We start from the raw sequence: 23,469 nt of genomic DNA, 5'->3' as shown, positions 1-23,469 counted from the left end.
TGTGAGATGCGTAAAATTGTAATCGTTATTGCGATGATCACTTTTGCTATCTTCGGCTTGATGATGTATCAATATCGAGAGCAAGCGCGAGAAGTTACTCAGTTTGAAATTTATCAAAATGTACTTGATGAAAAGTCAGATACTCTTTATGAGCAAGCAAAAGATTGGACAAAACCAATAGCGATTGATACACGAGATGTGCGATTAAAGCCCGATTTTCAAATTATGGCAGATTTCATGTTGAATATGATGGTTCAAAATGCGGAATTAAGAAACTCATATTTACGTGAACTTAAAGATGCGCAGTGGGATAAGTTTTTAGATATTGATCGATTAGAAAAAGATCAACAATATGCGTATATTGAAACAGAAACAATGCTCGCTCGAGTGGGAGAAATGATTAATTTATATCAACAAAATTTAGATGAGCATCAGCATGAGATTCAGAAAGAAATATCTGTATTACCCATTAAGACAAGATTTCGTCGATATTTAACAGAAGTGTTAGTTCAACGTAATGATCAAGGTCAAGATCATTTATTATTTCAATTAGAAAAACAAAGATATGCTAAAGCACAGCAATTATTTAAAATTTTAAAATCTCAAAAATGGAAAAATAAAAATAATACCTTTATGTTCGAGGATCAACGCGTTGTGAACGAGTTTAATCAAGGCTATGCTGAAATTGTGGCATTGGATAAACAAATGAGACAAGTGAGTCAATTAACTCAAAAAGAATTAGAAAAACGTGTTGAATAAAGTGATTAAAATATGATCTAAAACTTTAATGTCATGATATTTATGGATGTATTAGAATAAAAAAGGATGTAATAACATCCTTTTTCTTAAGTTAATTTCAATTAAGATGCTTTCTTTTTAAAAATAGAGAAAATACTTTTTTTCTCGGCAGCTTTTGGGTCTTTGCACTCATGAGCACAGATTTGTTGTTCAATTTTTTGCTCTGCACGTTTTTCATCAGCACTGAGTAATTTATTCTCAACTTTAGCTTGAGCTTCGATCGCTTTTATTTCACTTTTAGCATCAGCTTTAACAGTAGCATCATCTGTTTTTGCAACTTCTTTTAACGTGATTACAGTCGCATTTGTATCAGCTTTTAATGCTACTTTTTCAGCTTGAGTTTTTTCTTTAATTTCTGCTTTGGCCTTTTTTGCTTCTAATTTTGATTCAGTTTTACCTGCATCCACGGTTTGTGTAACAGTTGTTTTAACATCAGTTACATCTTGCTTAATGGTGTTTTTTGCAGCATCAGCAGTCACGTCAATTGCTGTTTTAATGGCAGTTTCTGGTGTTGGTTGAATCGCTTGTGCTGCCATAACCGATGTTGTACTTGCTAATAATGCAATAGATAAAGTGGTTTTTAAGGCGTTCATGCATGAATTCCAATGAAATAAAAGAATAGAAGTTTTCGATATGGATTCTAAACCTGAAGAGACTAAAAATATGATTTATGATCTTTTTAATCTCTTCATATGATTGAATATTCAACAAAAATTACAGAGTGATAACATAAAGTTTCTATTGAATTACATGCTTTTCTCTCAGGGAGAAATACCATTTGGAAACCGATACCAACTTTCTATCAGTAATGCAGCTGCAAGACTATCTGCAGAAACTTTTTTACCACGCCCTTGGGTTTGATAATGTTCTAATTCATCACGAGCTTCACGTGTTGTTAAGCGTTCATCAACCATGAAGGTTTCAATATGAGTCTGATGGCGTAGGCGCCGTGCAAACTTACGCGCACGTGTTGATAGTTCAGATTCAGAATCATCCATATTCAGGGGCAAACCGACTAAAAATAAATCAGGTTGATGCTGCTTTACAATTTTCAGTAATTCCTCCCAATGAGGAATGCCATCACGCATAGGAAATAATGCAAGTGGATGTGCACTTTCAATCAGGGATTGGCCGACAGCCATTCCCATTTTTTGTGTACCAAAGTCAAATGCCATAACCATTTGAGCTAAATTTGAATCAGGCATGTCCGATCTCAGAAGAAAGCCAAGTACGATCTATGCCTATTTTTTTATAGGCTGCATCCCATCGATCGTCATAAGGAAGATTAAAAATTAAATCCATGTCAGAGTCACAAACCAACCAATCTCCATGAGATATTTCTTGCTCTAATTGGTTTTTTGACCAACTGGCATAGCCTAACGCAATTTGATATCGACCAACACCTTCATTATGTGCAATTGCATCTAAAATATCTTTTGATGTTGTAATGCAAACATTTTCACCAACAGCAATAGATGAATGCCAAGTCGGTTGCCCCGTATGAAGGACGAAACCTGCTTCGGGTCTTAAAGGACCACCTTGTAAAACTTCGTGTGGATTAACATTGTCAGCAACAATATCTAAATCATGTAATAATTCTTTTACTTGTATACCTGCTGGTCGATTAATAATGATTCCTTGAGCACCATCTTCATCATGGCGTGCTAAATAAATGACTGTATTTGCAAAGAAATCATCATCCATATTAGGCGGAGCAATGAGACACCGATGTGTCAGATATTGTTTGGGCACCTAATGGTTTCTCCTTATTGCTATGGGTTTCGTTTAAATTGTATGTTTATATCAAAATACAAGACTAATTCAGCTTCAACAATGGATTTTTGTGAGAATATAGAAGAATTATGAATAAATATAAAATTTAATGTGTTCTATTTATCTATATGTATATAAAAAGGTAATTTTCATTTTTTGTATTAATAATTATATAATTGATTGATGTTATCCCCCATTTATAAAATCATAGGTTAAATTTAAAATAACATTATTTTATAGGAAAGAGCAATGCTAAAAATAATGACGAGATTGTTCATTGGAATGAGCGCAATGAGTTGGATACCAACCAGTTATGCAGATCATGCTGCTTTAAATGTCTTTGAAAAAAGTGTAATTCAAAAGTATAAAGATGCTGATTTTTATGAAGTTAATGCAGATATTGCCAGTGATATTTCAAAACAAATTTCTAGTGATGTTACAAGCTATAGCTATGATTTTCCTTATTTACAGAAAGCGGGATATGTACAAATTCATTATTCACCTGATAAAAAATTAAAATTTTATACATTTGATGTTTCTGGTGGTGGAACAATGGGAGAGTGGTATACCGATGTCCAATATACAATTGGTGACAAGACATTGGTTGATGAGTTTAAAGCAGGGTATATATCGAAAGTTTCTCAATCGAATATTAAAAATAAACCAGTATATTTAGTTCAAAATTATTATAAAGGAGACAGTTGTCATGGTGCATATGATGTACGAGCTGTCGAAATTGGTGCTCAGCAATTATTAAAAGCCTATGTATTTGAAGGTAAAAATAAAACGAATCATGAAATTACCGTTGAGTTTGATTGTCACAAAGTCCCTGATCGTAGTGAAGCATTAGATTATATTCGTGTGACACCAAAAACCGTGGATATCATGCTATTAAATACAGATCTTGTTCCACAGAATAAATACTTACGTTATCGTTTGGAAAAGAATGCTTATAAATATATCGGCATCGTAAAATAAAAATGACATATTTTATGATATGTCATTTTTAATACAGCATTATTTTAAAACCTAGTGAAATTTTAAATTGAGCTGGGTTGGAATTTTAGTTGTCTAAGTTGTTTGGCATGTTGCAAAGTGGTTTCATTGATGTCTATCCCCCCCGTCATGCGTGCGAGTTCTTGAATTCTATCACTTTCTTCTAGCTCAATAATAATGCTGCTCGCAGGATCTGTTTGGCGCTTTTTAACCAATAAATGTTGGTCAGATTGAGCAGCGACTTGAGCTTGGTGTGTGATACAGAGAATTTGCACATGTTGCGCTAAGCCAGCTAATAAACGACCGACGATTTCAGCTGTTCCACCACTGATACCAACATCAATTTCATCAAATACTAAAACCTCAGATTCTGTTTTTTCAGCATTCATGACTTGCATGACTAACGCGATACGAGATAACTCACCACCTGATGCAACACGTGCTAAAGGCTGTGCGGGAATTCCTTTATTGGCAGTAAAGAGTAATTGAATAAAACTTAAACCTTCACTAGAAACTTGCTCGAGTGGTTCAAATTTGAACTCAAAATGTGCCTCTGGTAATGCCAGCTGTTTAACCTGTTCTGTCAGTTTTTTTGCTAGAGGTATCGCGGCATCGCGACGAATTTGATCTAGGTGTTCTGCTTTGACGATAAAATCTTGATAAGAAATATCGACTTGTCCAGCTAAGGTTTCTGGATCTTCTAATTGATGTAATTGTTCTAATTCATTTTGCCAGCTTTCAAACTCTTGCTGAAGCTCTTCAGGCTGAGTACGATATTTACGCGCTAAACGATGGAAAGTTTCAAGTGAATTGTTGAGTTCTTCCATACGTTCAGGATCAAAGCTTTGTCTGTCAATGAATTGACGCAAATTTGCAGTTGCATCTTCAAGTTCACTTTGTGCATTCAGGAGTGATGTATAAATTTCTAAAAGCTGTTCACTTCGACCTGAATGAGATTCAAGACGCCTAAGAATAGATGAAAGTTCCTGATTTATATTTTGTTCAGCATCATCTAAAGCAGTTAAACCATAGCCACAGTCTTGCATAATATGTTCATGATGACTTAAACGATCAAATTCTTGTTCAGTTTCTAGATAATTGATTTGAATAATACTTTCTAATTCTTCGAGTTGAAGTTCTAGCGTTTCAATACGTTGTTTACGTGTTGCTTGAGCATCAAGTGCAGCTTGATGTTGACGAATATCTTTTTGCCATTTGCTGTAACGCTCTCGGACTGCTTGAGCAGATTCATAAAAATTACTATATCGATCAAGCCAATGTTTAGGATAGGGTGGTTCGAGAAGCTGCTGTTGGCTATGTTGGCTATATAATTGAACCAATAACCGCCCGATCTCTTTAAGTTCGGTTAAACTGCTGGGTCTACCATTAATCCATGCTTTACTGCGGCCAGTGGCAAAAATAACACGACGTAAATGAATTTCACCAGATTCATCATCTAATTCATGTTCTTTTAGCCATCGCGCTTCGGCAGAGCTATTTTGATAACTAAATGTTGCTGTCACATCTGCTTTGTCTGAACCAAAACGGACATAATTGGTATCCGTTCTTTCACCTAAACATGCGGAAAGGGCATCGAGTAAAAGTGATTTTCCTGCACCAGTTTCACCTGTTAAGACATTGAAGCCTTCTTCAATATCAATAGCTAAATGATCAGCTAATGCAAAATTAATTAGAGTTAAATGTGTCAGCATAAACGCATCCGCACTGCGAAAAGTTTGAGTTAATGATAATTCAGTTTTGTTATTACAAATTAACTTATATTCGAAATTGACTGAAAACCCAATAATTTTATCGTAAATTTAAAGTTCAGGATAAAATTATGATCAATATTTATTCTACAAAAGTGATGTTCATTCTTTTGAAATGGTTATGGGTTATAAAGTACTTTAACTATGTCATAAATTTTATACTATGTGGGCATGTTAGGTATAGCGATTATGAGTGAAAATGTTTTTTATCGGATGATCGAAAAAGTTATTTGTGATTCAGATAAACTTGATTTAGACTCTCGAAAAATTGCGATAAATTAGCTTGCCGTTGATAGTATATTTATCTTGTTGCATAAAGCAATAAGACGTATTTGTTGGGTATAGACGTAATTGATTTATAGGCATGGATGGGCAAGTGTTAGAGATGTTAAATCTGACGAGCTTTTTCAGTCGTACAAATATAAAGTGTTATCTGGAGAATAGGCATGTCAGCTCAGTTTGATCATGTATCAGTTGTAAAAAAGTCTAATGTTTATTTTGGTGGCTTATGTATTAGTCATACGGTGCAATTTGAAGATGGTACGAAGAAAACACTAGGTGTAATTTTACCAACTGAAAGTGCGTTAACTTTTGAAACACATGTTCCTGAAAGAATGGAAATTATTTCTGGTGAATGTCGAGTGCTTATCGCAGAGAGCGAAGAAAGCGAATTATTTCGTGCAGGTCAATCTTTCTATGTACCAGGAAATAGCCGTTTTAAAATTGAAACGGATGATGTTTTAGACTATGTATGCCACTTAGAAGGCTAATATCTAGTTGAAGTAAACAAAGAATTTTTAACCCGAATCGGGTAAACTATTCATAAGCATAAATCCTGCGAAGTTGGCTTTGCAGGATTTTTCTATTTTTATCCGTATGACTAGGGGTCGTTCATGGCTAAACCTGAATATTATTATGGCGTTCACTCAGTGGAGTCATTATTAGAGCTTGAGCCAGAACGTGTACTCACGTTATTTACTTTGAAAGGTCGTGATGATCACCGATTAAAGCGTGTATTAGAGTTGGCTGAACCTTTTGGTGTGAGTGTTCAACAAGCAAGTAGAGATAAACTAGAAAAGTTAGCAGGATTACCTTTTCATCAAGGTGTGGTTGCTGCTGTACGCCCATATCCCACGTTAAATGAAAAAGATTTAGAAAGCTTATTACAAAGTTCACATCAACCATTATTGTTGGCTTTAGACCAAGTCACTGATCCACATAATTTAGGTGCTTGTATTCGAACAGCAGCAGCAATGGGGGTGGAAGCTGTGATTGTGCCACGAGATCGTTCTGCAAGCTTAACGCCAACTGCGCGTAAAGTTGCAGCAGGCGGTGCTGAAAAAGTAAAATTTATTCAAGTGACAAATTTGGCCCGTACATTGGGTCAGATTAAAGACGAATTTAATGTTCGTGTGGTTGGAACAATGTTAGATGAGAAAGCACTCCCTGTTCAGCAATATGACTTTACCGATTCAACGGTTTGTATTGTGATGGGCGCTGAAGACACAGGGTTGCGTCCAATTACACAGTCTCAATGTGATCAAACAGTTTTCATTCCAATGGCAGGAAATTTACAGAGTTTAAATGTAAGTGTTGCAACAGGAATGGCTTTATATGAAGCATGCCGTCAACGCAATGTTTAAGACTGACCTCCTTTGATATTCTTTTAATTTTATGATGTCATCAAGAACGCAGGGATATATTTATGTCCTGATTACGATGTGTATTTGGGGCGGTTTTACATTAAGCACCAGACTAAGCGTTAAATGGCATATCGAATCATGGGATTTAGCTGCCCTTCGTTTTCTTTTGGCATTTTGTATTTTAATACCAATTTTAATTTGGAAAAAAGATACGGCTTTTTTATGGAAAAAAGAGCCCATTATTTTAGCAGTAATCGGTGGTCTGCTTTATTGTTTGACTTGTTATAGTGCATTTTATTACGTTCCTGCTGCACATGCTGCTATTTTCTTAAATGGTTGCCTACCTCTTTGTACGGCTTTGGCAGGTTTTATATTATTTCGGCATCCTTTTGATCGACATACATGGCTAAGTTTAGCCATTATGTTGAGTGCGATTACAACAATGAGTGTTTTGATGTATCAAGAAACAGGGACAGCCTTTGGATTTGGTGATTTCCTATTTTTTATGAGTGCAATATGGTGGGGGATTTTTACTGTTTTGCTACGTCATTGGAAACTTTCGGCTTGGCATACCATGTGTGGGGTCGCGATTTGGTCTGCAATCATTTATATTCCCATTTATTTACTATTTTTGCCTAAAAACTTATCGGCACCAGAACCCACGCACTTATTTGTTCAGGTACTTTTTCATGGCATCTTTGTCGTGATTGTTGCCACATTAACATATGTAGAAGCAATTAAAAGATTAGGTGCATTTAAAGCGGGAAGCATTGTGACATTAGCACCTTTTATTGCTGCCATCTTGGCTGTTCCTTTGCTGGATGAGCCCTTAAGTTTTGCGATCATTTGCGGTCTTATTGGTATTGGTATTGGTGCATTACAACCTTGGCGCTGGTTTGGACGTAAAGATGCACTAGCACAGCAATTAGAACAACACAAAGCAGTAAAATAATCGTTATTTTTTTTCTAATGCAAGTTTTAAATATTTATGATGCAATGGCTGTAGTTTTTCGTATAAATGCTCAAGATGCCCATCATTAAGCACAATATCATTTGCGAAATCACGCTTTTTTTGACGTGACATTTGTGTTTGAATAATTTTTTGAATTTGTTCTATATTCTGATCATCACGTTGAGAAGCGCGTTGAATTTGAAGTTCTTCAGAAGCATCAATAAGTAAATTGTGCTGTGTGAGTTGATGTTGATTGGTCTCAAATAATAAAGGAGAAACTAAGATAACATAAGGGCTTTGTGCTCGTTGTAATTGCTCAATAATAGAAGTACGAATAGCAGGATGAGTAATATTTTCTAAAGTCTTACGTGCAAGAGGATTTTTAAAAATATGCTCACGTAAGGCACGTCGATTTAACGCACCATTTTCAAGTAAAACCCAATCGCCAAATGCTTGATGAATTTGTTGCAAAGCAGGTTGACCAATTTCCACAATTTCACGTGCAACAACATCTGCATCTACGACTACAATATTTTGAGATTCAAACCATTGGCTTGCAGCTGATTTACCACTCCCAATTCCACCTGTTAATCCCAAAATAAAGCTCATATTTTCCCTTAATAACCTAAATAAAAATTCATGATGGGTTTACCCCAAAGTAAGGCAACCCATCCTGCAATCGCAATATAAGGACCGAATGCAAAAGCTTGGTTTTCTTTGCGAATTTTTAATAGAATAATACCAATAATTGCCCCAAGCAATGATGAAAATAAAATAATCAACGGTAAAAAGAAAGGGCCTAACCATGCGCCTAGAGCAGCCAGTAATTTAAAATCACCATAGCCCATGCCTTCTTTGCCTGTGATGAGCTTAAATAGATAATAAACAATCCAAAGACAAAGAAAGCCAATGATATAACCCCAAATTGCAGAACTTGGTGATGTAAAAATAGCAAAGCTATTGAACCCTAAGCCAAGTGCAGCAAGTGTTAAGGTAAAGCGGTCTGGTAAGAGTTGTGTATCAAAATCGATGAAAGTGAGCGTGATTAGAAGATAGGTGACGATAAGTCCACCGAGCATCTGTATGGTAGGTCCTAACACAAAAGCAACCGTGAGCGCGCATCCAGCAGTTAATAGTTCTATAAATGGATAGCGAACACTAATGGGATTTTGACACGATGCACATTTTCCAGCGAGGAAAAGCCAACTCAGCACGGGAATATTATGATACCAGAGAATAGGCGAATGGCATTTGGGGCAAGTCGAGTTTGGCTGACTTAAGCTTAATGGTTGTGTCTCTAAGGTTGTCGTAGGTTGATCAGGATTGATAAGAAGTTGACATTCATGATGCCATTCTTGTTGCATTATTTTGGGTGTTCGGTAAATCACAACATTTAAAAAACTGCCGATACACAGGCTAAAAATACCGACTGCAAGATAAAGTGCAATTGGATTTTCGATAAAGTAATTGATTAAATTTTCCATTAAATTACAGATCCCATTTGGAAAATTGGAAGGTACATTGCAATGACTAAGCCACCAATTAAAACACCTAATATCGCCATAATTAGAGGTTCCATCATTGAGGTAAGGCCATCAACAGCATGATCAACTTCATTCTCATAATGTGTGGCAACTTTATCTAACATATCGTCTAAAGCACCAGATTCTTCACCAATAGCAACCATTTGAATTGACATTGATGGAAATTTTTCAGCCATACGCATTGCAAACTGTAATTGTTGTCCGCTAGCAACATCATCACGTATTTTTAATACCGCTTTTTCATAGACGGTATTATTGGTTGCACCTGCTGTTGACTCTAGTGCATCAATTAAGGGAACGCCTGCAGCAAACGTAGTTGATAACGTACGACTATAACGAGCGATAATGGCTTTATAAACTAAGTTACCAAAGATGGGAACTTTAAAGATAAGACGGTCTAAAAAATTTCTAAATTTTTGACTTCGCTTTTTGACTTGGGTAAATAATATAATCGCAATAATGAGCCCAATGATTAAAAAGAGCCAATATTGTTGTAGCCAGCGTGAAATATTCACCACGAACTGAGTAAATGCGGGTAATTCTGCACCGAATGATGAAAATAAGTCTTCAAAAACTGGAATAACTTTCACCATTAAAATAATGGTGACAATAATGGCAACAATGAGAACAGTTGCAGGATATTTCATTGCTTTTTTTATTTTTTGTTTCAATAGTTCACTTTTTTCTTTATAGATCGCAACACGTTCTAACATCGTTTCAAGTGAACCTGATTGCTCACCAGATTCAATGAGTGAACAAAAGAGCTGATCAAAATATTGTGGATGCTTTTTTAAGGCTTCTGCAAAGGTATTGCCACTTTCGACATCACCTTTAATTCCTAACACGACTTCTCGCATTGATGGATTGTCTAAGCCTTCTGCAACGATTTCAAAGCTTTGTACTAATGGAACACCTGCTTTCATCATGGTTGCAAGCTGGCGTGTAAAGATTGTGATATCTAAAGTCGAAACTCTTTTTTTCATCATTCCTTCAAGAATATTCTTCTTCTTTTCTCGAATTGATTTAATGCTAATTCCTTGTTTACGTAGTGTGACTTTTGCTAAGGCCAGATTGCGTGCAGGAATTTCACCTTTAAGTCGTATGCCCTTACGGTCAAACCCTTCATATAAAAAGAGCGGCATCATTTGTGAGTTTTTATTCGCCATAATTTATTATCCTTATTTATTCTAAATTATTTGCTGGTAATTCGATTGATTTCTTGTAATGAAGTAATTCCTTGCATTGCTTTTAATAGACCTGAGCGCCTTAAGTTTTGAAATCCTAAATGTTGAGATGCTTCGGCAATTTGAATTGCATTGCGATCTTCCATGATTAATCTAGCAATTTCAGGCGTCATTTTCATGACTTCGTAAATACCAATTTGTCCCTTGTAGCCATCATGACAGGCCGAGCAGTGACTGGGTTTATAAAGTTGAAAGGTTGCATTGAGCAGATCACTTTCCAAAAATCCCATTTCAATCAAACTTTGTGGAGGAACATCAATGGGTACTTTACATTGATTACACAGTTTTCTCGCAAGACGTTGTGCGACGACGAGATTAATCGAGGTTGCAATATTGAAAGAGGGAATTCCCATATTTTTTAAGCGAGTTAAGGTTTCTGATGCACTATTGGTATGTAGTGTAGACATCACCATATGACCAGTTTGTGCAGCTTTTATGGCAATTTCGGCAGTTTCTAAATCTCGAATTTCCCCAACCATAATAATGTCAGGATCTTGACGTAAAAATGCACGTAAGGCAGTTGCAAAAGTTAATCCTACTTTTGAGTTAACATTAACTTGATTAATTCCTTCCAGGTTAATTTCAATAGGGTCTTCTACCGTAGAAATATTTATTTCTTCATGATTGAGGATGTTTAATCCTGTATATAAAGAGACTGTTTTACCAGAGCCCGTTGGACCTGTAATGAGTAATAAACCTTGTGGTTTCGTTAAAGCTTCCATAAATAAAGCTTTCTGATCAGGTTCATAACCTAAAGTATCAATTCCAACCATTGTGCTTGAAGAGTCTAAAATTCGAAGTACGAGTTTTTCGCCAAATAAGGTTGGGAGTGAATTTACTCGAAAATCAATGGCTTTCTGTTTAGATAATTTCAATTTCACACGACCATCTTGTGGTAGTCGTCTTTCAGATATATCCATTTGGGACATAATTTTAATGCGCGAAGCTAAGCGACTGGCAAGATGCAGGGGCGGGGTGGCTATTTGTCTTAAAACACCGTCAATACGGTATCGGACACGATAATAATGTTCATATGGTTCAAAGTGTAAGTCGGATGCTCCCATGCGAATAGCATCAATAAGTAACTTATTAATATATTTAACAATAGGAGATTCATCTTTAAAAAAATCTTCTTCTTGAGGTGTATCATTAGGATCAGAGTGATCGATTTCTAGTTCAAAATCTTCATCAAAATTAAAAGTTTCTTCATTGGTAAAATGCTGCTCAATAAGTTTTTTTAATTTGTCATATTCAACAATCGCGATTTCAATGTTCATTTTACTGCTAAAACGAATCGCTTCAATCGCATCTAAATTGGTTGGATTTGATGTTGCAATATAAAGCAAGTTACCCCGAATAAAAATGGGTAAAACTTTATGCTGAATAATAATGTTTTCATGAACTATATCTTTGATAATTAAAGATGAATCATACGCATTTAAGTCAAAAAGAGGATCACCAAATTCTATGGAAATTGCTTTGGCGACAACCAAGGCAGGAATATTATAATGCTGTATCAAATAAGGTACGATGTCTTGCTCGGTTTGCTTAGAAGACTCAATGGCCAAATGCATTCGATCAGCATCGACGATATCATTTTCAACAAGTTGTCGAATAAAACCGGTAAATTTTGGCATCACTTGCATGGGTGCCCCTTCTAATTATCTAATTTAATTTTTATACTTTTGGTGTAACAAAATTATACGATTGTTTAACAAAAATACTATATATAAGTTTGTTTATACTTAGTATATCTGCGCTTTTAATGTGGTATAGTTAACAAAAATGTCTCGAAATATATGAAAAAATTAAAATACTTTTGTAATTTATAATTTCTAAAGCGTATGAGATATTTTTTTAGCAGAGTCATGATTTACGTGTAGAATGTGCACGATTAAAAAATAGTTTTTGTGAGTTATGTATGTCGGGGTCGACGATTACACCTTGGGTTATTGGTAATTGGAAAATGAATCCAGTCAAAGCCGATGCTCTACAACTTGTTGAAAATTTCAAACAATTATTGCAAGTTCAGCCCATTGATGAAAATAAATGTTATTTAGGGTTTGCGCCAATTTCAATTGCATTGACCAGTATTCAATCTGAACTCGCGTCCTTGAATCGTGTGGTTTATACCGTTGCTCAGGATGTATCTCGTGTGGCAGGTATGGGTGCATATACTGGTGAAGTGAGTGCAGAATTACTGAAAGATCATGGCATTCAATATGTATTGATTGGTCATTCAGAACGTCGTGAAATTTTTGCTGAAGATGCGCATATTTTAAAGAAAAAAATAAGTAATGCACTCAATGCAGAAATGACGATCATTTATTGTGTTGGGGAAAGTTTAGAACAGCGAGAAGCAGGACAGGCAGAGGCCGTTGTTTTACAACAAATCTGTGATATCGCTTCAGTGGTTAGTGCGGAACAGTGGCAGAATCTTGTCATTGCGTATGAACCAATTTGGGCAATTGGAACGGGTAAAACAGCATCTCCTGAAGATGCTCAAGCAATGCATGCTAAAATTAGAGAAGGTTTAAACCAAATCACAGCATTAGGTTCGAAAATTGCAATCTTATATGGTGGTAGTGTTAAGCCTGAAAATGCAGTAGAGTTGGCGGCCTGCCCAGATATTAATGGTGCTCTCGTTGGTGGCGCATCACTGAATGCAGAGTCTTTTTATCAAATTGCACAAGCATTTGCGAATACAAAATAATTAGGAGTACAGCATGCAAACATTTGTGCTGGTCGTACATATTATCTTAGCAATCTTAATGATTGTGTTGATTTTAATCCAACATGGAAAAGGCGCTGATGCTGGTGCCTCTTTTGGTGGTGGGGGCGCTGCTACGGTATTTGGTGCCGATGGTTCTGCAAGCTTTTTAACCAGAGCAACTGCAATTTTAACTGCATTGTTTTTTGTTACAAGTTTGACTTTAGCCATTTTTGCAAAAAAGCAAACAACGAATGCTTATAGCTTAAATACAGCACCTGTGACAACAACTGTGCCTGCAAAAACGACTGAAACTTCACCAACTGCGCCAAAAACAGGTGAATAATTCTATTTAGCCCTTTCTTTTTTAGATTGATACGACTAGAATGCGACACAGCTGCGGTGGTGGTGGAATTGGTAGACACGCTACCTTGAGGTGGTAGTGCTTTCGGGCGTGGGGGTTCAAGTCCCCCCTTCCGCACCAACAAAATAATCCAGAAGTTATTGTTGGTGAAGCAGCTAAATCTATTGATGCGGGATGGAGCAGTCTGGTAGCTCGTCGGGCTCATAACCCGAAGGTCGTTGGTTCAAATCCAGCTCCCGCTACCAATCAATTTTATTGATAAGTGCAATCTTACAATAAACAATTTAAAGTTATTTTAAATTGAGATAAAACTTGTATGTTGATGCGGGATGGAGCAGTCTGGTAGCTCGTCGGGCTCATAACCCGAAGGTCGTTGGTTCAAATCCAGCTCCCGCTACCAATCAACTTTATTGATAAGCGTAATCTTACAATAAACAATTTAAAGTTATTTAAATTGAAATAAAACTAGTATGTTGATGCGGGATGGAGCAGTCTGGTAGCTCGTCGGGCTCATAACCCGAAGGTCGTTGGTTCAAATCCAGCTCCCGCTACCAATCCAATTAGGGTGCAACTTAATTGGGCAAAATTTAGAGTTTTGATTGAAAAGATTCTATATTTTGTATATAATTTTTGCACGTTGATGCGGGATGGAGCAGTCTGGTAGCTCGTCGGGCTCATAACCCGAAGGTCGTTGGTTCAAATCCAGCTCCCGCTACCAAGTTTCTAAAGAGGCTCACAACAAAGTGGGCCTTTTTGCACATTGGATTTTTAAAAAACAATGTGTAGTATTGGGGCGATTACGCCCTTTTTTATTGGCTATCGTGTAGTGTCGATATAAGCTGTATACGGCTTACGGTCAAATATGCTTCACTATAGTAAAGTATTATGGTTAATCAGACCAAGTTTTCGCACAAATTTGACGAGAGTAAATGAAGCTATCAAACAAAACACAAGCACTTCAGGACTTAATTGAGCCAGCAGTGCAAGCATGTAACGTAGATCTTTGGGGAATTGAGTTTATTCCACAAGGCAAGCGATCATTGTTGCGTATCTATATTGACAAAGCTGTTAATGAAGTTGCTGAGCCTGTTCTTAATGAGGATGGCGAAGTTGAGGAAGGTCGTGGTATTGGCGTTCAAGATTGCGTTCGTGTAACACAGCAAGTCGGTGCTATGCTTGATGTTCATGATCCGATATCGGGTGAGTATGCACTTGAGGTTTCATCTCCAGGATGGGATCGACCATTTTTTCAACTAGAACAAATGTCTGCCTATACTGGTCAACAAGTTGCATTACGTCTTATTAGTGCAGTAGATAACCGTCGTAAATTTCAGGCAAAACTGGTATCAGTTGATCTGGAAAATGAAATGATTCAGGTTGAAGTTGAAAAGCAACAGGTATTGGAGATTGATAGTCACAATATCGATAAAGCTAACTTAATCTATCAAGATTAATTTAACAAATAAGAATCTAACGAATAGGTGGCTTATGGCGCGCGAAATTCTTACCGTAGTTGAAACGGTCAGTAATGAAAAAGGTGTAAGTCGTGAAGCAATTTTTGAAGCGCTTGAACAAGCTCTCGTTGCAGCGACTAAAAAGAAATTTTACGAAGGAACTCGTTCTGAAGAAGCACGTTTACGTGTAGAGATTGATCGTAAAACTGGTGACTATAGTACTTTTCGTCAATGGGAAGTTGTTGCTGATGAAGATCATGAAATGCCGGCATGCCAAGATGCAATTTCTGATGTAGATCCTGCACAATGGGCAATTGGTGATATTCGTGAATTAGAAGTTGAGTCGATTGATTTCGGTCGTATTGCTGCGCAAATTGCAAAGCAAGTGATTGTTCAAAAGATTCGTGAAGCGGAGCGCGCTTTAGTTGCCGATGCATATGAAGCAAAAGTTGGTGAGTTAATTTACGGTGAAGTGAAGAAGCAAACTAAAGATGGCTTTATTATCGATTTAGGGGATAATGCAGAAGCTTATTTAGCGCGTGAAGAAATGATTGCTAGAGAAATTCTACGTCCAAAACAACGTATAAATGCTATTCTTTATAGTGTGAATCGTGAAGGCCGCGGTGCTCAATTATTATTATCACGTTCTAAACCAGAAATGCTTATGGCATTGATGAAGAAAGAAATTCCAGAAATTTCTGAAGAAATTATCGAAATTAAAGCTGCTGCACGTCATCCTGGTGTTCGTGCTAAAATTGCTGTTAAAACCAATGATCATCGTATAGATCCAGTAGGTGCGTGTATTGGTATGCGTGGTACACGTATCCAAGCAGTACAACAGGAATTAAATGGTGAACGTATTGATGTTGTTGTGTGGTCTGATGATCCAGCACAATATATCGCAAGTGCTTTAGAGCCTGCAGATGTATCGAGCATTGTGATTGATGAAGATGCACGTACAGCAGATATTATTTTTGCAGCGAGTGATCAATTAGCTCGTGCTATTGGTTCACAGGGTCAAAACGTTCGTTTAGCATCTGAGTTAACTGGCTATAAGCTAGATATGATGTTAGAGGAAGAGTATTACGCTCGTCAGCAAAATGAAGCACAACAATATTTAGATATGTTTGTTACACGTCTAGATATTGAAGAAGATCTTGCTATGGCATTGGTTGAAATGGGCTTTACTTCGTTAGAAGAAATTGCTTATGTACCAGTAGAAACATTCGATGAAATCGAATTAGACGCTGAAGTTGTGGAAATGTTGCAAAGTCGTGCAAAAGAAGTGACTTTAGCAGATGCATTAAAACAACAAGAAAATATTCAAGATCCGAGTGAAGAACTTCTAGCAATGGAAGGTATGACACAAGAGATCGCTTACTCGCTTGCTGCTCGTGGAGTTGTAACGATTGATGATCTTGCTGATCAAGCAACCGATGATATTGAAGATATTGAAGGTTTAGGTGCTGAAAAAGCAGGTCAACTCATCATGAAAGCGCGCGAATCATGGTTTAACTAGGAGGTAATATATGACGGACAAGTCAATAAAAGAGTTAGCTCTAAATGTGGGTCGTTCCGTTGAGAAGCTCCTAGAGCAGGTTCGTGATGCAGGTTTACCACAACGTAAAGCTGACGATATTATTTCTACTGAACAACAAAATGCCCTTGTAAACCATTTGAAGAAAATTCATGGTCAAGAAGCAGGTAATGCAGGACAAATCACGTTGAAACGTAAAACGACCAGTACGGCTAAAGTAGCAAGTACATCAGGTAAGGCAAAAACAATTAATGTAGAAGTTCGTAAGAAGCATACATTTGTTAAGCCTGATCCAGAACAAATTAAAGCAGAAGCTTTAGCGAAAGCACAAGCAGAGCAAGAAGCAAAAGTTGCATCTGAGAAAGTTACTGATATAAAAGCAGCACCTTCTCAATCATCAGGTGCTAGTAAGGCATTAGAAGCAATGCGTGCAGCTGCAAAGCAAGAAACGGCTAAGCAAGAAGTTCCTAAAGCTGCGGTTGTTGTGAAGAAAAAATCAACCAATAAACCAATTACTAAACCACAAGTGAAAGTAGTTGAAACAGCAGAACAAAAACGTGCCCGTGAAGCTCAAGCAGCGCAATTAAAAGCAACTGAAGAAACAGTACGTCGTAAGGCTGCTGAAGAAGCTCAGCAACGTACGCTTGAACAAATGCGTCAAATGGCATCTAAATATTCTTCTGATGATGCGACAGCAACTATTCGTGTTGTTGATGATTCTCCACTTGCGGCTGGACTTGTTGGTCAAGCATATGAAGATTCATTTGCAAAAGAAGACCGTGAAATTAAACGTGGTACAAACACGAATAATACTCGCTCACCGAAAAAAGGTGGTCGTCGTGGTCAAGAAGAGCAATCATTTAATCAAAACCAACATAAACGTGGTTTAAAAACGAGTCAGGCGAACAAGCATGGCTTTGAAAAACCAGTTAAAAAACAAGTTTATGATGTTGAAATCGGTACAACAATTGTCGTTGCAGATTTGGCTGCAAAAATGGCAATTAAAGTTCGTGAAGTTATTAAATCACTGATGAAAATGGGTGAGTTAGTGACTCAAGATCAAGCAATTGATCAAGAGGTTGCTGCACTAATTGTTGAAGAAATGGGGCATAACCCAGTATTGGTTTCAGATACACAAGCAGAAGATAATTTACTTGAAGCAGCAGAAGAAGCGCGTGGTGCACAATCTACACGTCCACCTGTTGTGACAATTATGGGTCACGTTGACCATGGTAAAACTTCACTTCTTGACCGTATCCGTCGTGCTAAAGTTGCTCAAGGTGAGGCTGGTGGTATTACGCAGCACATTGGTGCATATCATGTTAAAACTGAGAAAGGCATTATTACTTTCTTAGATACACCAGGACATGCAGCTTTCACAGCAATGCGTTCACGTGGTGCGAAAGCAACGGATATTGTAGTTCTAGTTGTTGCTGCAGATGATGGTGTTATGCCACAAACTGCTGAAGCAATTGATCACGCACGTGCGGCTGGTACACCAATTATTGTTGCAATCAACAAGATGGATAAAGAGTCAGCTGATCCAGATCGCGTATTGAATGAATTAACTACAAAAGAAATCGTTCCTGAGCAATGGGGCGGTGATGTACCAGTTGCCATGGTTTCTGCACATTCAGGCGCAGGAATTGATGAACTTCTAGATCTTATTTCAATTCAAGCTGAAATGTTAGAATTGAAAGCTTCTGAAGAAGGTGCAGCGCAAGGTGTTGTTATTGAAGCTCGAGTTGATAAAGGCCGTGGTGCGGTAACATCAATTCTTGTTCAAAATGGTACATTAAAAGTAGGTGATCTTGTTCTTGCAGGCGCATCTTATGGCCGTGTTCGTGCAATGACTGATGAAAATGGTCAACGTATTCAATCTGCGGGACCTTCAATTCCAGTTGAAATTTTAGGTTTACCTGAAGCTCCTATGGCGGGTGATGAAGTTCTTGTTGTGAACGATGAGAAAAAGGCACGTGAAGTTGCCGATGCTCGTATGGATCGTGAACGTCAAAAACGTCTTGAACGTCAAAGTGCAATGCGTTTAGAAAACATCATGGCTTCTATGGGCAAAAAAGATGTGCCTATTGTGAATGTGGTGCTTAAAACTGATGTACGTGGTACCTTGGAAGCATTACATGTTGCACTTGCTGATTTAGCAACAGATGAAGTTGGTGTTCGTGTCATTGGTTCAGGTGTTGGAGCAATTACAGAATCTGATGTAACACTTGCAGAATCTTCTGAAGCTGTTCTTCTGGGCTTTAACGTTCGTGCAGATACTGCAGCACGTCAAAAAGCCGATGCAGACGGTATTGATATTCGTTACTACAGCATTATTTATCAATTAATTGATGATGTAAAAGCAGCAATGAGCGGTAAGCTTGCGCCAGAACATCGTGAAACAATTCTTGGTGTTGCTCAAGTCCGTGAAGTATTCCATTCAAGTAAGTTTGGTGCAGCAGCTGGTTGTATGGTACTTGAGGGTGTATTACATCGTAATAAGCCAATTCGTGTATTACGTGATGATGTGGTGGTATTCCAAGGTGAACTTGAATCTTTACGCCGCTATAAAGAAGTGGTTGAAGATGTTCGTGCTGGTATGGAATGTGGTCTTGCAGTTAAAGGTTATAATGACATCAAAGCACTTGATAAAATTGAAGTCTATGATGTTCAACTCATTAAACGGAGTCTTTAATGGCGGGTAGTCAACGTCTTAAGCGTATGGCCGATTCAGTTCAGAGAGAATTATCTGAACTGATTCGTCAAGAGCTGAAAGATCCTCGCTTAGGTGGTTTAGTCACCATTTCAGCAGTTAAAGTTAGCCCTGATTTAGGTTATGCTGACGTTTATGTAACTGTGATGGGGCGTGAATTAGGCGATGAACAAAGTGAAGTGGCAAATAAAGAAACTTTAGATGTATTAAATAAAGCTTCTGGTTTCTTACGTCATGAATTAAGTCGCAGTATTAAAACACGCATTACACCGCGCTTGCGGTTCCATTATGATAAAACCAATGCATATGGTAATTATATGTTTGGTTTAATTGCTGAAGCAGTCAAAGATTTACCTCCTAGTGAGGAAAAAACAGATCAAGAATAATGTTGATTATTCTTAAAAATGCCACCTTCGGGTGGCTTTTTTATTTTAAAAATTGCGATTGAACATATGAAATACAAAATGGATATTTAAATATGAAGATAAGGATAAAGCAGCTTTAAAAGAAATTAAGCAAAAAGTCTTATATTTACATCGCGGAGTTACGATTTTAGTCATGATATTTATATTGTATTTAAATACGAGATGATCTTCATTAAAGAAGATCATCTTTGGTTGATTTGCTTTTTGAGTAAAATGCACGTCGACGTGTGCGTTGCCATGGCAGTGGGCGATTTAATGCTTCAGGAACGTCTCCACTCATAGAACGTAAGCGTAAATGTAAAGCCGCTTGTGCAATTAAATTTGCAGATACAGGTGCTGTGATAAATGCAAAAAGTGTAATTAAAATTTCTGCAAAACCAAAGCGTCCGTGAAAAGCAGAATATATAATTGCAGCCAATAAAAAACTTCCTAAACCTAAAGTACTTGATTTAGTTGGCGCATGGAGTCGCATAAATAGGTCAGGTAAACGGATCATCCCAATACCACCGACCAGAATAAAGAATGAACCAATAATTAGGAAAATCGAAACTAAAATTTCCATGGTTATTTGCATTGCCTAACTCCTAATCAATCACATGACCAGTGGTGAAATAACGCGCTAATGCGGCTGTTGAAACAAAACCAAGCATTGCAACCAATAAAGCACTTTCAAACATTGAAGTACTTGCCCAATAAATTCCAAGCACCACGATCAAGCAAATTGCATTCAGAAATAAGGTATCTAGCGCCAATAGTCGATCAACAATTGAAGGTCCTATGATGAGTCGAATTAAGCACAGCAGCATTGAAATCGTAATCGCAAATGTACAAATACCTAATGCGTAAGGAAGTATGCTCATGACTGTGCTCCTGCTTTTACACCGAAAATATTCATTAAGGGTTTTTCATAGCGAACTTTGATCAATAGAATTTCTTCATTGATATCATTTGTATTTAACGCATGAACTAGAATATCACCACGATCTTGATCAATACCTGCAGATACTGTTCCTGGTGTTGTGGTAATGATCATTGCAAGAAGCGTATTCACTTCTTCATGTTGGGTTTCTAGTGGAACACGAAACCATTTGGGTTGTAATTTATGAGTAGGGCCGAGTACCAGTTTTGCAACGTTGATATTTGCAATAATGATATCCCAAAAAACCACGAAAAAAAGTTTAGAGGCTTCAATCCAGTTGATATTGGGAGTTCGATCAATAAATGGTTGAATGAGTTTTGGAATGAAAATAGCCAAGAACAATGCCATGGTTAAAGACGCTGCATCTGCACTATGAGCGAGCATTAACCAACTCAAGCCCACAAGTACAGAAACAAAAGGGTGGGGGAGCCATTTATCCCACAACGATTGTTTAGACATGTTATGGTCCCTCCGCTGGTTTTAGTTCAGTATTTTCTTCACTATCTGCATGCTGTTGCTGAATTTGTTGAAGTTTATAATCTGAAATATGTTCGCCAGATAAAGTATCTGGTGCAATCAGATAAGGAATAAGATGTGCATTTGGATCGACAGTTTCGCCACCATATTTTGTTTCTGGAAGATATTCTGGATCAAATGGTTGCACGCTAATGACATTGCCTTGTTCATCTGCTTTGAGCAAAATTTCATTATAAAGCGTATTGTTTTGCATTTGTTCAGCAGTCGCATATACATATTGATAGACAGGATTTGAACAAATAACATAAATAATCAAGCCACTTAAAAGAATATAAATAACTTTATCATTACGCTTTGGTGCATGTGCTGGAAGCATTTGATAGCGTTTATATTCTTCAGATTCTGGGTTTTCTTCAGGACGTGTTGCGCGCCAAAAAAGAATAAAACCTACACGGGTAAATGCAATGATACTGAGTAAGCTCACCAGCAATACAACAATAATGATCAGGATTTGATAAGGTGAATGGGCTGTCGCTTGAAGAATTAAAACTTTACCAAAGAAGCCACTAAATGGTGGCAGACCAGCCATCATGAGTGCAATTAGAAAGAAAACAATAGAAACGACAGTATGTTGTTTCATTTGTGGTGCAACTTGTAGCTGATCTTTAAATACACCTCGTTGAGAGGTAATCCAACCACATAGAATATAGAATGCTGCACCAATAATGGTACTATGAACTAAGTAATATAATGCCGCTGCCCATGCTTGAGTATTAAATAGTGAAATAGAAATTAAAATAGTACCAATGGAAGAAAGAATCATAAATCCGACAAAACGACGTAATCGTTCGGATCCCATTGCACCAATGACACCATATAAAGATGTGATGATTCCTAGTGGAAGTAGCCAGTTTTGTAGAATAGCTTTACTCATAGGATCATCAAAGACTGTACCATTGATGCGTAAAATAGAATAAATACCAACTTTGGTCATAATGGTAAAAATCGCAGCAATAGGTGTTGCTGCAACAGCATAGGTCTTGGGTAGCCAAAATCCAACGGGAAGCATTGCTGATTTAATGGCAAAAACAACAAATAATAAAAGTCCACCAGCAACTGCAAGTCGATGTTGATCTGCTTCAAGTAATGGAATTAAGCGGGCAACATCTGCCATGTTTAAACTGCCCACACTACCATAAATCATACCCAGCCCAATTAAGAATAGGGCAGAGGCAAATAAATTTATCGTAACGTAGTGAATGCCTAATTGAAAACGTGCTTTACCTTGACCATGCAGTAATAAAACATACGATGCCATCAATAAAATTTCAAAGAAGACAAATAAGTTAAATAAGTCTCCAGTGAGAAATGCACCGCAAAGTCCCATGAGTAAAAAATGCATCATGGCATGGAAATAGCGACCTCGTTCATCCCATTCTTTGCTGGCAAACCACATGACAGGTACGCTGAGCGTATAGGTTAAGACCAGCATAAATGCGGAGAGTCGGTCTAGAACTAGAACAATACCAAATGGCGCGGACCATTCACTTAAGCTATAGGTTGTGATTTGCCCACTACTCGCAAAAATTAAATAGATAATTGCGGTTGTTAAGCCTAAAAAAGAAGAGAGATAGCTAATTCCACGTCGCCAAGGTTGGCGCCAGTCATGTGCTAAAGAACCAGAGCCAGGATTGCCTAAAAGCACTAAAATAAATGCTGTAAATGCAGGAATTAAAATACTAAAAATAGGGGTATGTTGAATCCAAAAATGGAAGAAGTCATTCATTATGGCTCATCCTCACGTGGATCAATTGGAGGCATTTCTTCTTTTGAGTCAACATGATCTGTCCCTATTTCATAACGTGTACGTAGTGCAAGTTGGACAATAAATGCGGTTGTTGCAAAACCAATAACAATGGCAGTGAGTACTAAAGCTTGTGGGAGTGGATCAGTTGTTCTTGCTGTTTCTGTTAAAATAGCAGGAGCGTTAACATGAATTCTTCCCATTGCAAATAAGAATAAATTCACGGCATAACCAATCATCGCTAAGCCTAAAACAACAGGAAATGTACGTGCACGAAGGATCAAGTAAATTCCTGTTGCAACGAGCAATCCAATTGCCGAGGTGAGTAAAAATTCTAAACTAATCAT

24 protein-coding genes and 5 tRNA genes are annotated in these 23,469 nt (G+C 37.3%); 16 read left to right on the top strand and 13 right to left on the bottom strand.

Annotated features, from left to right (window positions below):
- Positions 1–6: 6 nt before the first annotated feature.
- Positions 7–759, top strand: a complete 753-nt coding sequence (locus tag B9T31_RS11240) for a hypothetical protein (protein ID WP_086182049.1) — start codon at positions 7–9, stop codon at positions 757–759.
- Between the two features lie 101 nt (positions 760–860).
- Here B9T31_RS11240 and B9T31_RS11235 read toward each other — a convergent pair whose 3' ends face one another.
- The 3 genes from B9T31_RS11235 to B9T31_RS11225 form a co-directional block, all read right to left on the bottom strand.
- Positions 861–1,391, bottom strand: coding sequence for a hypothetical protein (locus B9T31_RS11235; protein ID WP_086182048.1), 531 nt, complete (start codon positions 1,389–1,391; stop codon positions 861–863).
- Positions 1,392–1,559: 168 nt separating this feature from the next.
- Positions 1,560–2,003 carry a Holliday junction resolvase RuvX gene (gene ruvX, locus B9T31_RS11230; RefSeq protein WP_086182047.1) on the bottom strand — a complete coding sequence of 148 codons (444 nt, stop codon included), beginning with the start codon at positions 2,001–2,003 and terminating at the stop codon, positions 1,560–1,562.
- Positions 1,996–2,550 carry a YqgE/AlgH family protein gene (locus B9T31_RS11225; RefSeq protein ID WP_086182046.1) on the bottom strand — a complete coding sequence of 185 codons (555 nt, stop codon included), beginning with the start codon at positions 2,548–2,550 and terminating at the stop codon, positions 1,996–1,998. The genes ruvX and B9T31_RS11225 overlap by 8 nt, the downstream gene beginning before the upstream one ends.
- Positions 2,551–2,862: 312 nt before the next feature.
- Here B9T31_RS11225 and B9T31_RS11220 point away from each other — a divergent pair, with 312 nt between their 5' ends.
- Positions 2,863–3,549 carry a hypothetical protein gene (locus B9T31_RS11220; protein WP_139840920.1) on the top strand — a complete coding sequence of 229 codons (687 nt, stop codon included), beginning with the start codon at positions 2,863–2,865 and terminating at the stop codon, positions 3,547–3,549.
- A gap of 62 nt (positions 3,550–3,611) precedes the next feature.
- Here the strand turns inward: B9T31_RS11220 and recN are convergent, their stop codons facing one another.
- Complete coding sequence (gene recN, locus B9T31_RS11215) at positions 3,612–5,279, bottom strand: DNA repair protein RecN (RefSeq protein ID WP_086182044.1); 1,668 nt, start codon at positions 5,277–5,279, stop codon at positions 3,612–3,614.
- Between the two features lie 503 nt (positions 5,280–5,782).
- On the opposite strand from recN, the gene B9T31_RS11210 reads away from it, so the two are divergent.
- The 3 genes from B9T31_RS11210 to B9T31_RS11200 all read left to right on the top strand — a co-directional run bounded on the left by B9T31_RS11210 (position 5,783) and on the right by B9T31_RS11200 (position 7,931).
- A complete protein-coding gene (locus B9T31_RS11210; protein ID WP_086182043.1) occupies positions 5,783–6,106 on the top strand; it encodes a pyrimidine/purine nucleoside phosphorylase in 324 nt (107 codons plus the stop codon).
- Positions 6,107–6,229: 123 nt separating this feature from the next.
- Positions 6,230–6,979, top strand: coding sequence for a 23S rRNA (guanosine(2251)-2'-O)-methyltransferase RlmB (gene rlmB, locus B9T31_RS11205; protein WP_086182042.1), 750 nt, complete (start codon positions 6,230–6,232; stop codon positions 6,977–6,979).
- Between the two features lie 31 nt (positions 6,980–7,010).
- On the top strand, positions 7,011–7,931 hold the full coding sequence (locus tag B9T31_RS11200) for a DMT family transporter (protein WP_086182041.1): 921 nt from the start codon (positions 7,011–7,013) through the stop codon (positions 7,929–7,931).
- A gap of 3 nt (positions 7,932–7,934) precedes the next feature.
- Here B9T31_RS11200 and coaE read toward each other — a convergent pair whose 3' ends face one another.
- Genes coaE through pilB form a run of 4 tightly spaced genes read right to left on the bottom strand, consistent with a single transcriptional unit; the run spans position 7,935 to position 12,365 of the window.
- Entirely contained in the window at positions 7,935–8,540 is a 606-nt protein-coding gene (gene coaE / locus B9T31_RS11195; RefSeq protein WP_086182040.1) for a dephospho-CoA kinase, read from the bottom strand.
- An 8-nt stretch (positions 8,541–8,548) separates the two neighbouring features.
- Entirely contained in the window at positions 8,549–9,415 is an 867-nt protein-coding gene (locus B9T31_RS11190; RefSeq protein WP_086182039.1) for a prepilin peptidase, read from the bottom strand.
- Positions 9,415–10,641 carry a type II secretion system F family protein gene (locus tag B9T31_RS11185; RefSeq protein ID WP_086182038.1) on the bottom strand — a complete coding sequence of 409 codons (1,227 nt, stop codon included), beginning with the start codon at positions 10,639–10,641 and terminating at the stop codon, positions 9,415–9,417. Before B9T31_RS11185 ends, B9T31_RS11190 begins: the two co-directional genes overlap by 1 nt.
- Before the next feature lie 26 nt (positions 10,642–10,667).
- Positions 10,668–12,365 carry a type IV-A pilus assembly ATPase PilB gene (gene pilB / locus B9T31_RS11180; RefSeq protein WP_086182037.1) on the bottom strand — a complete coding sequence of 566 codons (1,698 nt, stop codon included), beginning with the start codon at positions 12,363–12,365 and terminating at the stop codon, positions 10,668–10,670.
- 275 nt (positions 12,366–12,640) lie between these two features.
- On the opposite strand from pilB, the gene tpiA reads away from it, so the two are divergent.
- The 11 genes from tpiA to B9T31_RS11125 all read left to right on the top strand — a co-directional run bounded on the left by tpiA (position 12,641) and on the right by B9T31_RS11125 (position 19,883).
- Positions 12,641–13,432 (top strand): triose-phosphate isomerase, encoded by a 792-nt coding sequence (tpiA, locus tag B9T31_RS11175; protein ID WP_086182036.1) that lies wholly within the window; start codon positions 12,641–12,643, stop codon positions 13,430–13,432.
- Positions 13,433–13,445: 13 nt separating this feature from the next.
- Positions 13,446–13,775 carry a preprotein translocase subunit SecG gene (secG, locus tag B9T31_RS11170; protein ID WP_086182035.1) on the top strand — a complete coding sequence of 110 codons (330 nt, stop codon included), beginning with the start codon at positions 13,446–13,448 and terminating at the stop codon, positions 13,773–13,775.
- 53 nt (positions 13,776–13,828) lie between these two features.
- Positions 13,829–13,913 (top strand) — tRNA-Leu (locus B9T31_RS11165).
- A gap of 48 nt (positions 13,914–13,961) precedes the next feature.
- Positions 13,962–14,038 (top strand) — tRNA-Met (locus B9T31_RS11160).
- Positions 14,039–14,116: 78 nt separating this feature from the next.
- Positions 14,117–14,193 (top strand) — tRNA-Met (locus B9T31_RS11155).
- A gap of 77 nt (positions 14,194–14,270) precedes the next feature.
- A tRNA-Met gene (locus B9T31_RS11150) sits at positions 14,271–14,347 on the top strand.
- 87 nt (positions 14,348–14,434) lie between these two features.
- A tRNA-Met gene (locus tag B9T31_RS11145) sits at positions 14,435–14,511 on the top strand.
- A gap of 211 nt (positions 14,512–14,722) precedes the next feature.
- On the top strand, positions 14,723–15,247 hold the full coding sequence (gene rimP / locus B9T31_RS11140) for a ribosome maturation factor RimP (RefSeq protein WP_086182034.1): 525 nt from the start codon (positions 14,723–14,725) through the stop codon (positions 15,245–15,247).
- 34 nt (positions 15,248–15,281) lie between these two features.
- A complete protein-coding gene (nusA, locus tag B9T31_RS11135; protein ID WP_086182033.1) occupies positions 15,282–16,766 on the top strand; it encodes a transcription termination factor NusA in 1,485 nt (494 codons plus the stop codon).
- A 10-nt stretch (positions 16,767–16,776) separates the two neighbouring features.
- Positions 16,777–19,479 carry a translation initiation factor IF-2 gene (infB, locus tag B9T31_RS11130; protein WP_086182032.1) on the top strand — a complete coding sequence of 901 codons (2,703 nt, stop codon included), beginning with the start codon at positions 16,777–16,779 and terminating at the stop codon, positions 19,477–19,479.
- Entirely contained in the window at positions 19,479–19,883 is a 405-nt protein-coding gene (locus tag B9T31_RS11125) for a ribosome-binding factor A (protein WP_086182031.1), read from the top strand. The genes infB and B9T31_RS11125 overlap by 1 nt, the downstream gene beginning before the upstream one ends.
- A gap of 211 nt (positions 19,884–20,094) precedes the next feature.
- Here B9T31_RS11125 and B9T31_RS11120 read toward each other — a convergent pair whose 3' ends face one another.
- Genes B9T31_RS11120 through B9T31_RS11100 form a run of 5 tightly spaced genes read right to left on the bottom strand, consistent with a single transcriptional unit; the run spans position 20,095 to position 23,469 of the window.
- The gene (locus B9T31_RS11120; RefSeq protein ID WP_086182030.1) at positions 20,095–20,496 is read right to left on the bottom strand and encodes a Na+/H+ antiporter subunit G; all 402 of its coding nucleotides are present in this window, start codon (positions 20,494–20,496) and stop codon (positions 20,095–20,097) included.
- Between the two features lie 10 nt (positions 20,497–20,506).
- Positions 20,507–20,782, bottom strand: a complete 276-nt coding sequence (locus tag B9T31_RS11115; protein WP_086182029.1) for a monovalent cation/H+ antiporter subunit F — start codon at positions 20,780–20,782, stop codon at positions 20,507–20,509.
- The gene (locus B9T31_RS11110; RefSeq protein ID WP_086182028.1) at positions 20,779–21,300 is read right to left on the bottom strand and encodes a Na+/H+ antiporter subunit E; all 522 of its coding nucleotides are present in this window, start codon (positions 21,298–21,300) and stop codon (positions 20,779–20,781) included. Before B9T31_RS11110 ends, B9T31_RS11115 begins: the two co-directional genes overlap by 4 nt.
- Position 21,301: 1 nt before the next feature.
- Positions 21,302–23,104 (bottom strand): monovalent cation/H+ antiporter subunit D, encoded by a 1,803-nt coding sequence (locus tag B9T31_RS11105; protein ID WP_086182027.1) that lies wholly within the window; start codon positions 23,102–23,104, stop codon positions 21,302–21,304.
- Positions 23,104–23,469 carry a Na+/H+ antiporter subunit C gene (locus tag B9T31_RS11100; RefSeq protein WP_086182026.1) on the bottom strand — a complete coding sequence of 122 codons (366 nt, stop codon included), beginning with the start codon at positions 23,467–23,469 and terminating at the stop codon, positions 23,104–23,106. Before B9T31_RS11100 ends, B9T31_RS11105 begins: the two co-directional genes overlap by 1 nt.

Origin of the sequence: Acinetobacter sp. ANC 4558 (genome assembly GCF_002135375.1) — a bacterium.
GTDB lineage: Bacteria > Pseudomonadota > Gammaproteobacteria > Pseudomonadales > Moraxellaceae > Acinetobacter.
This window is presented reverse-complemented; position numbering and strand designations above follow the sequence as displayed.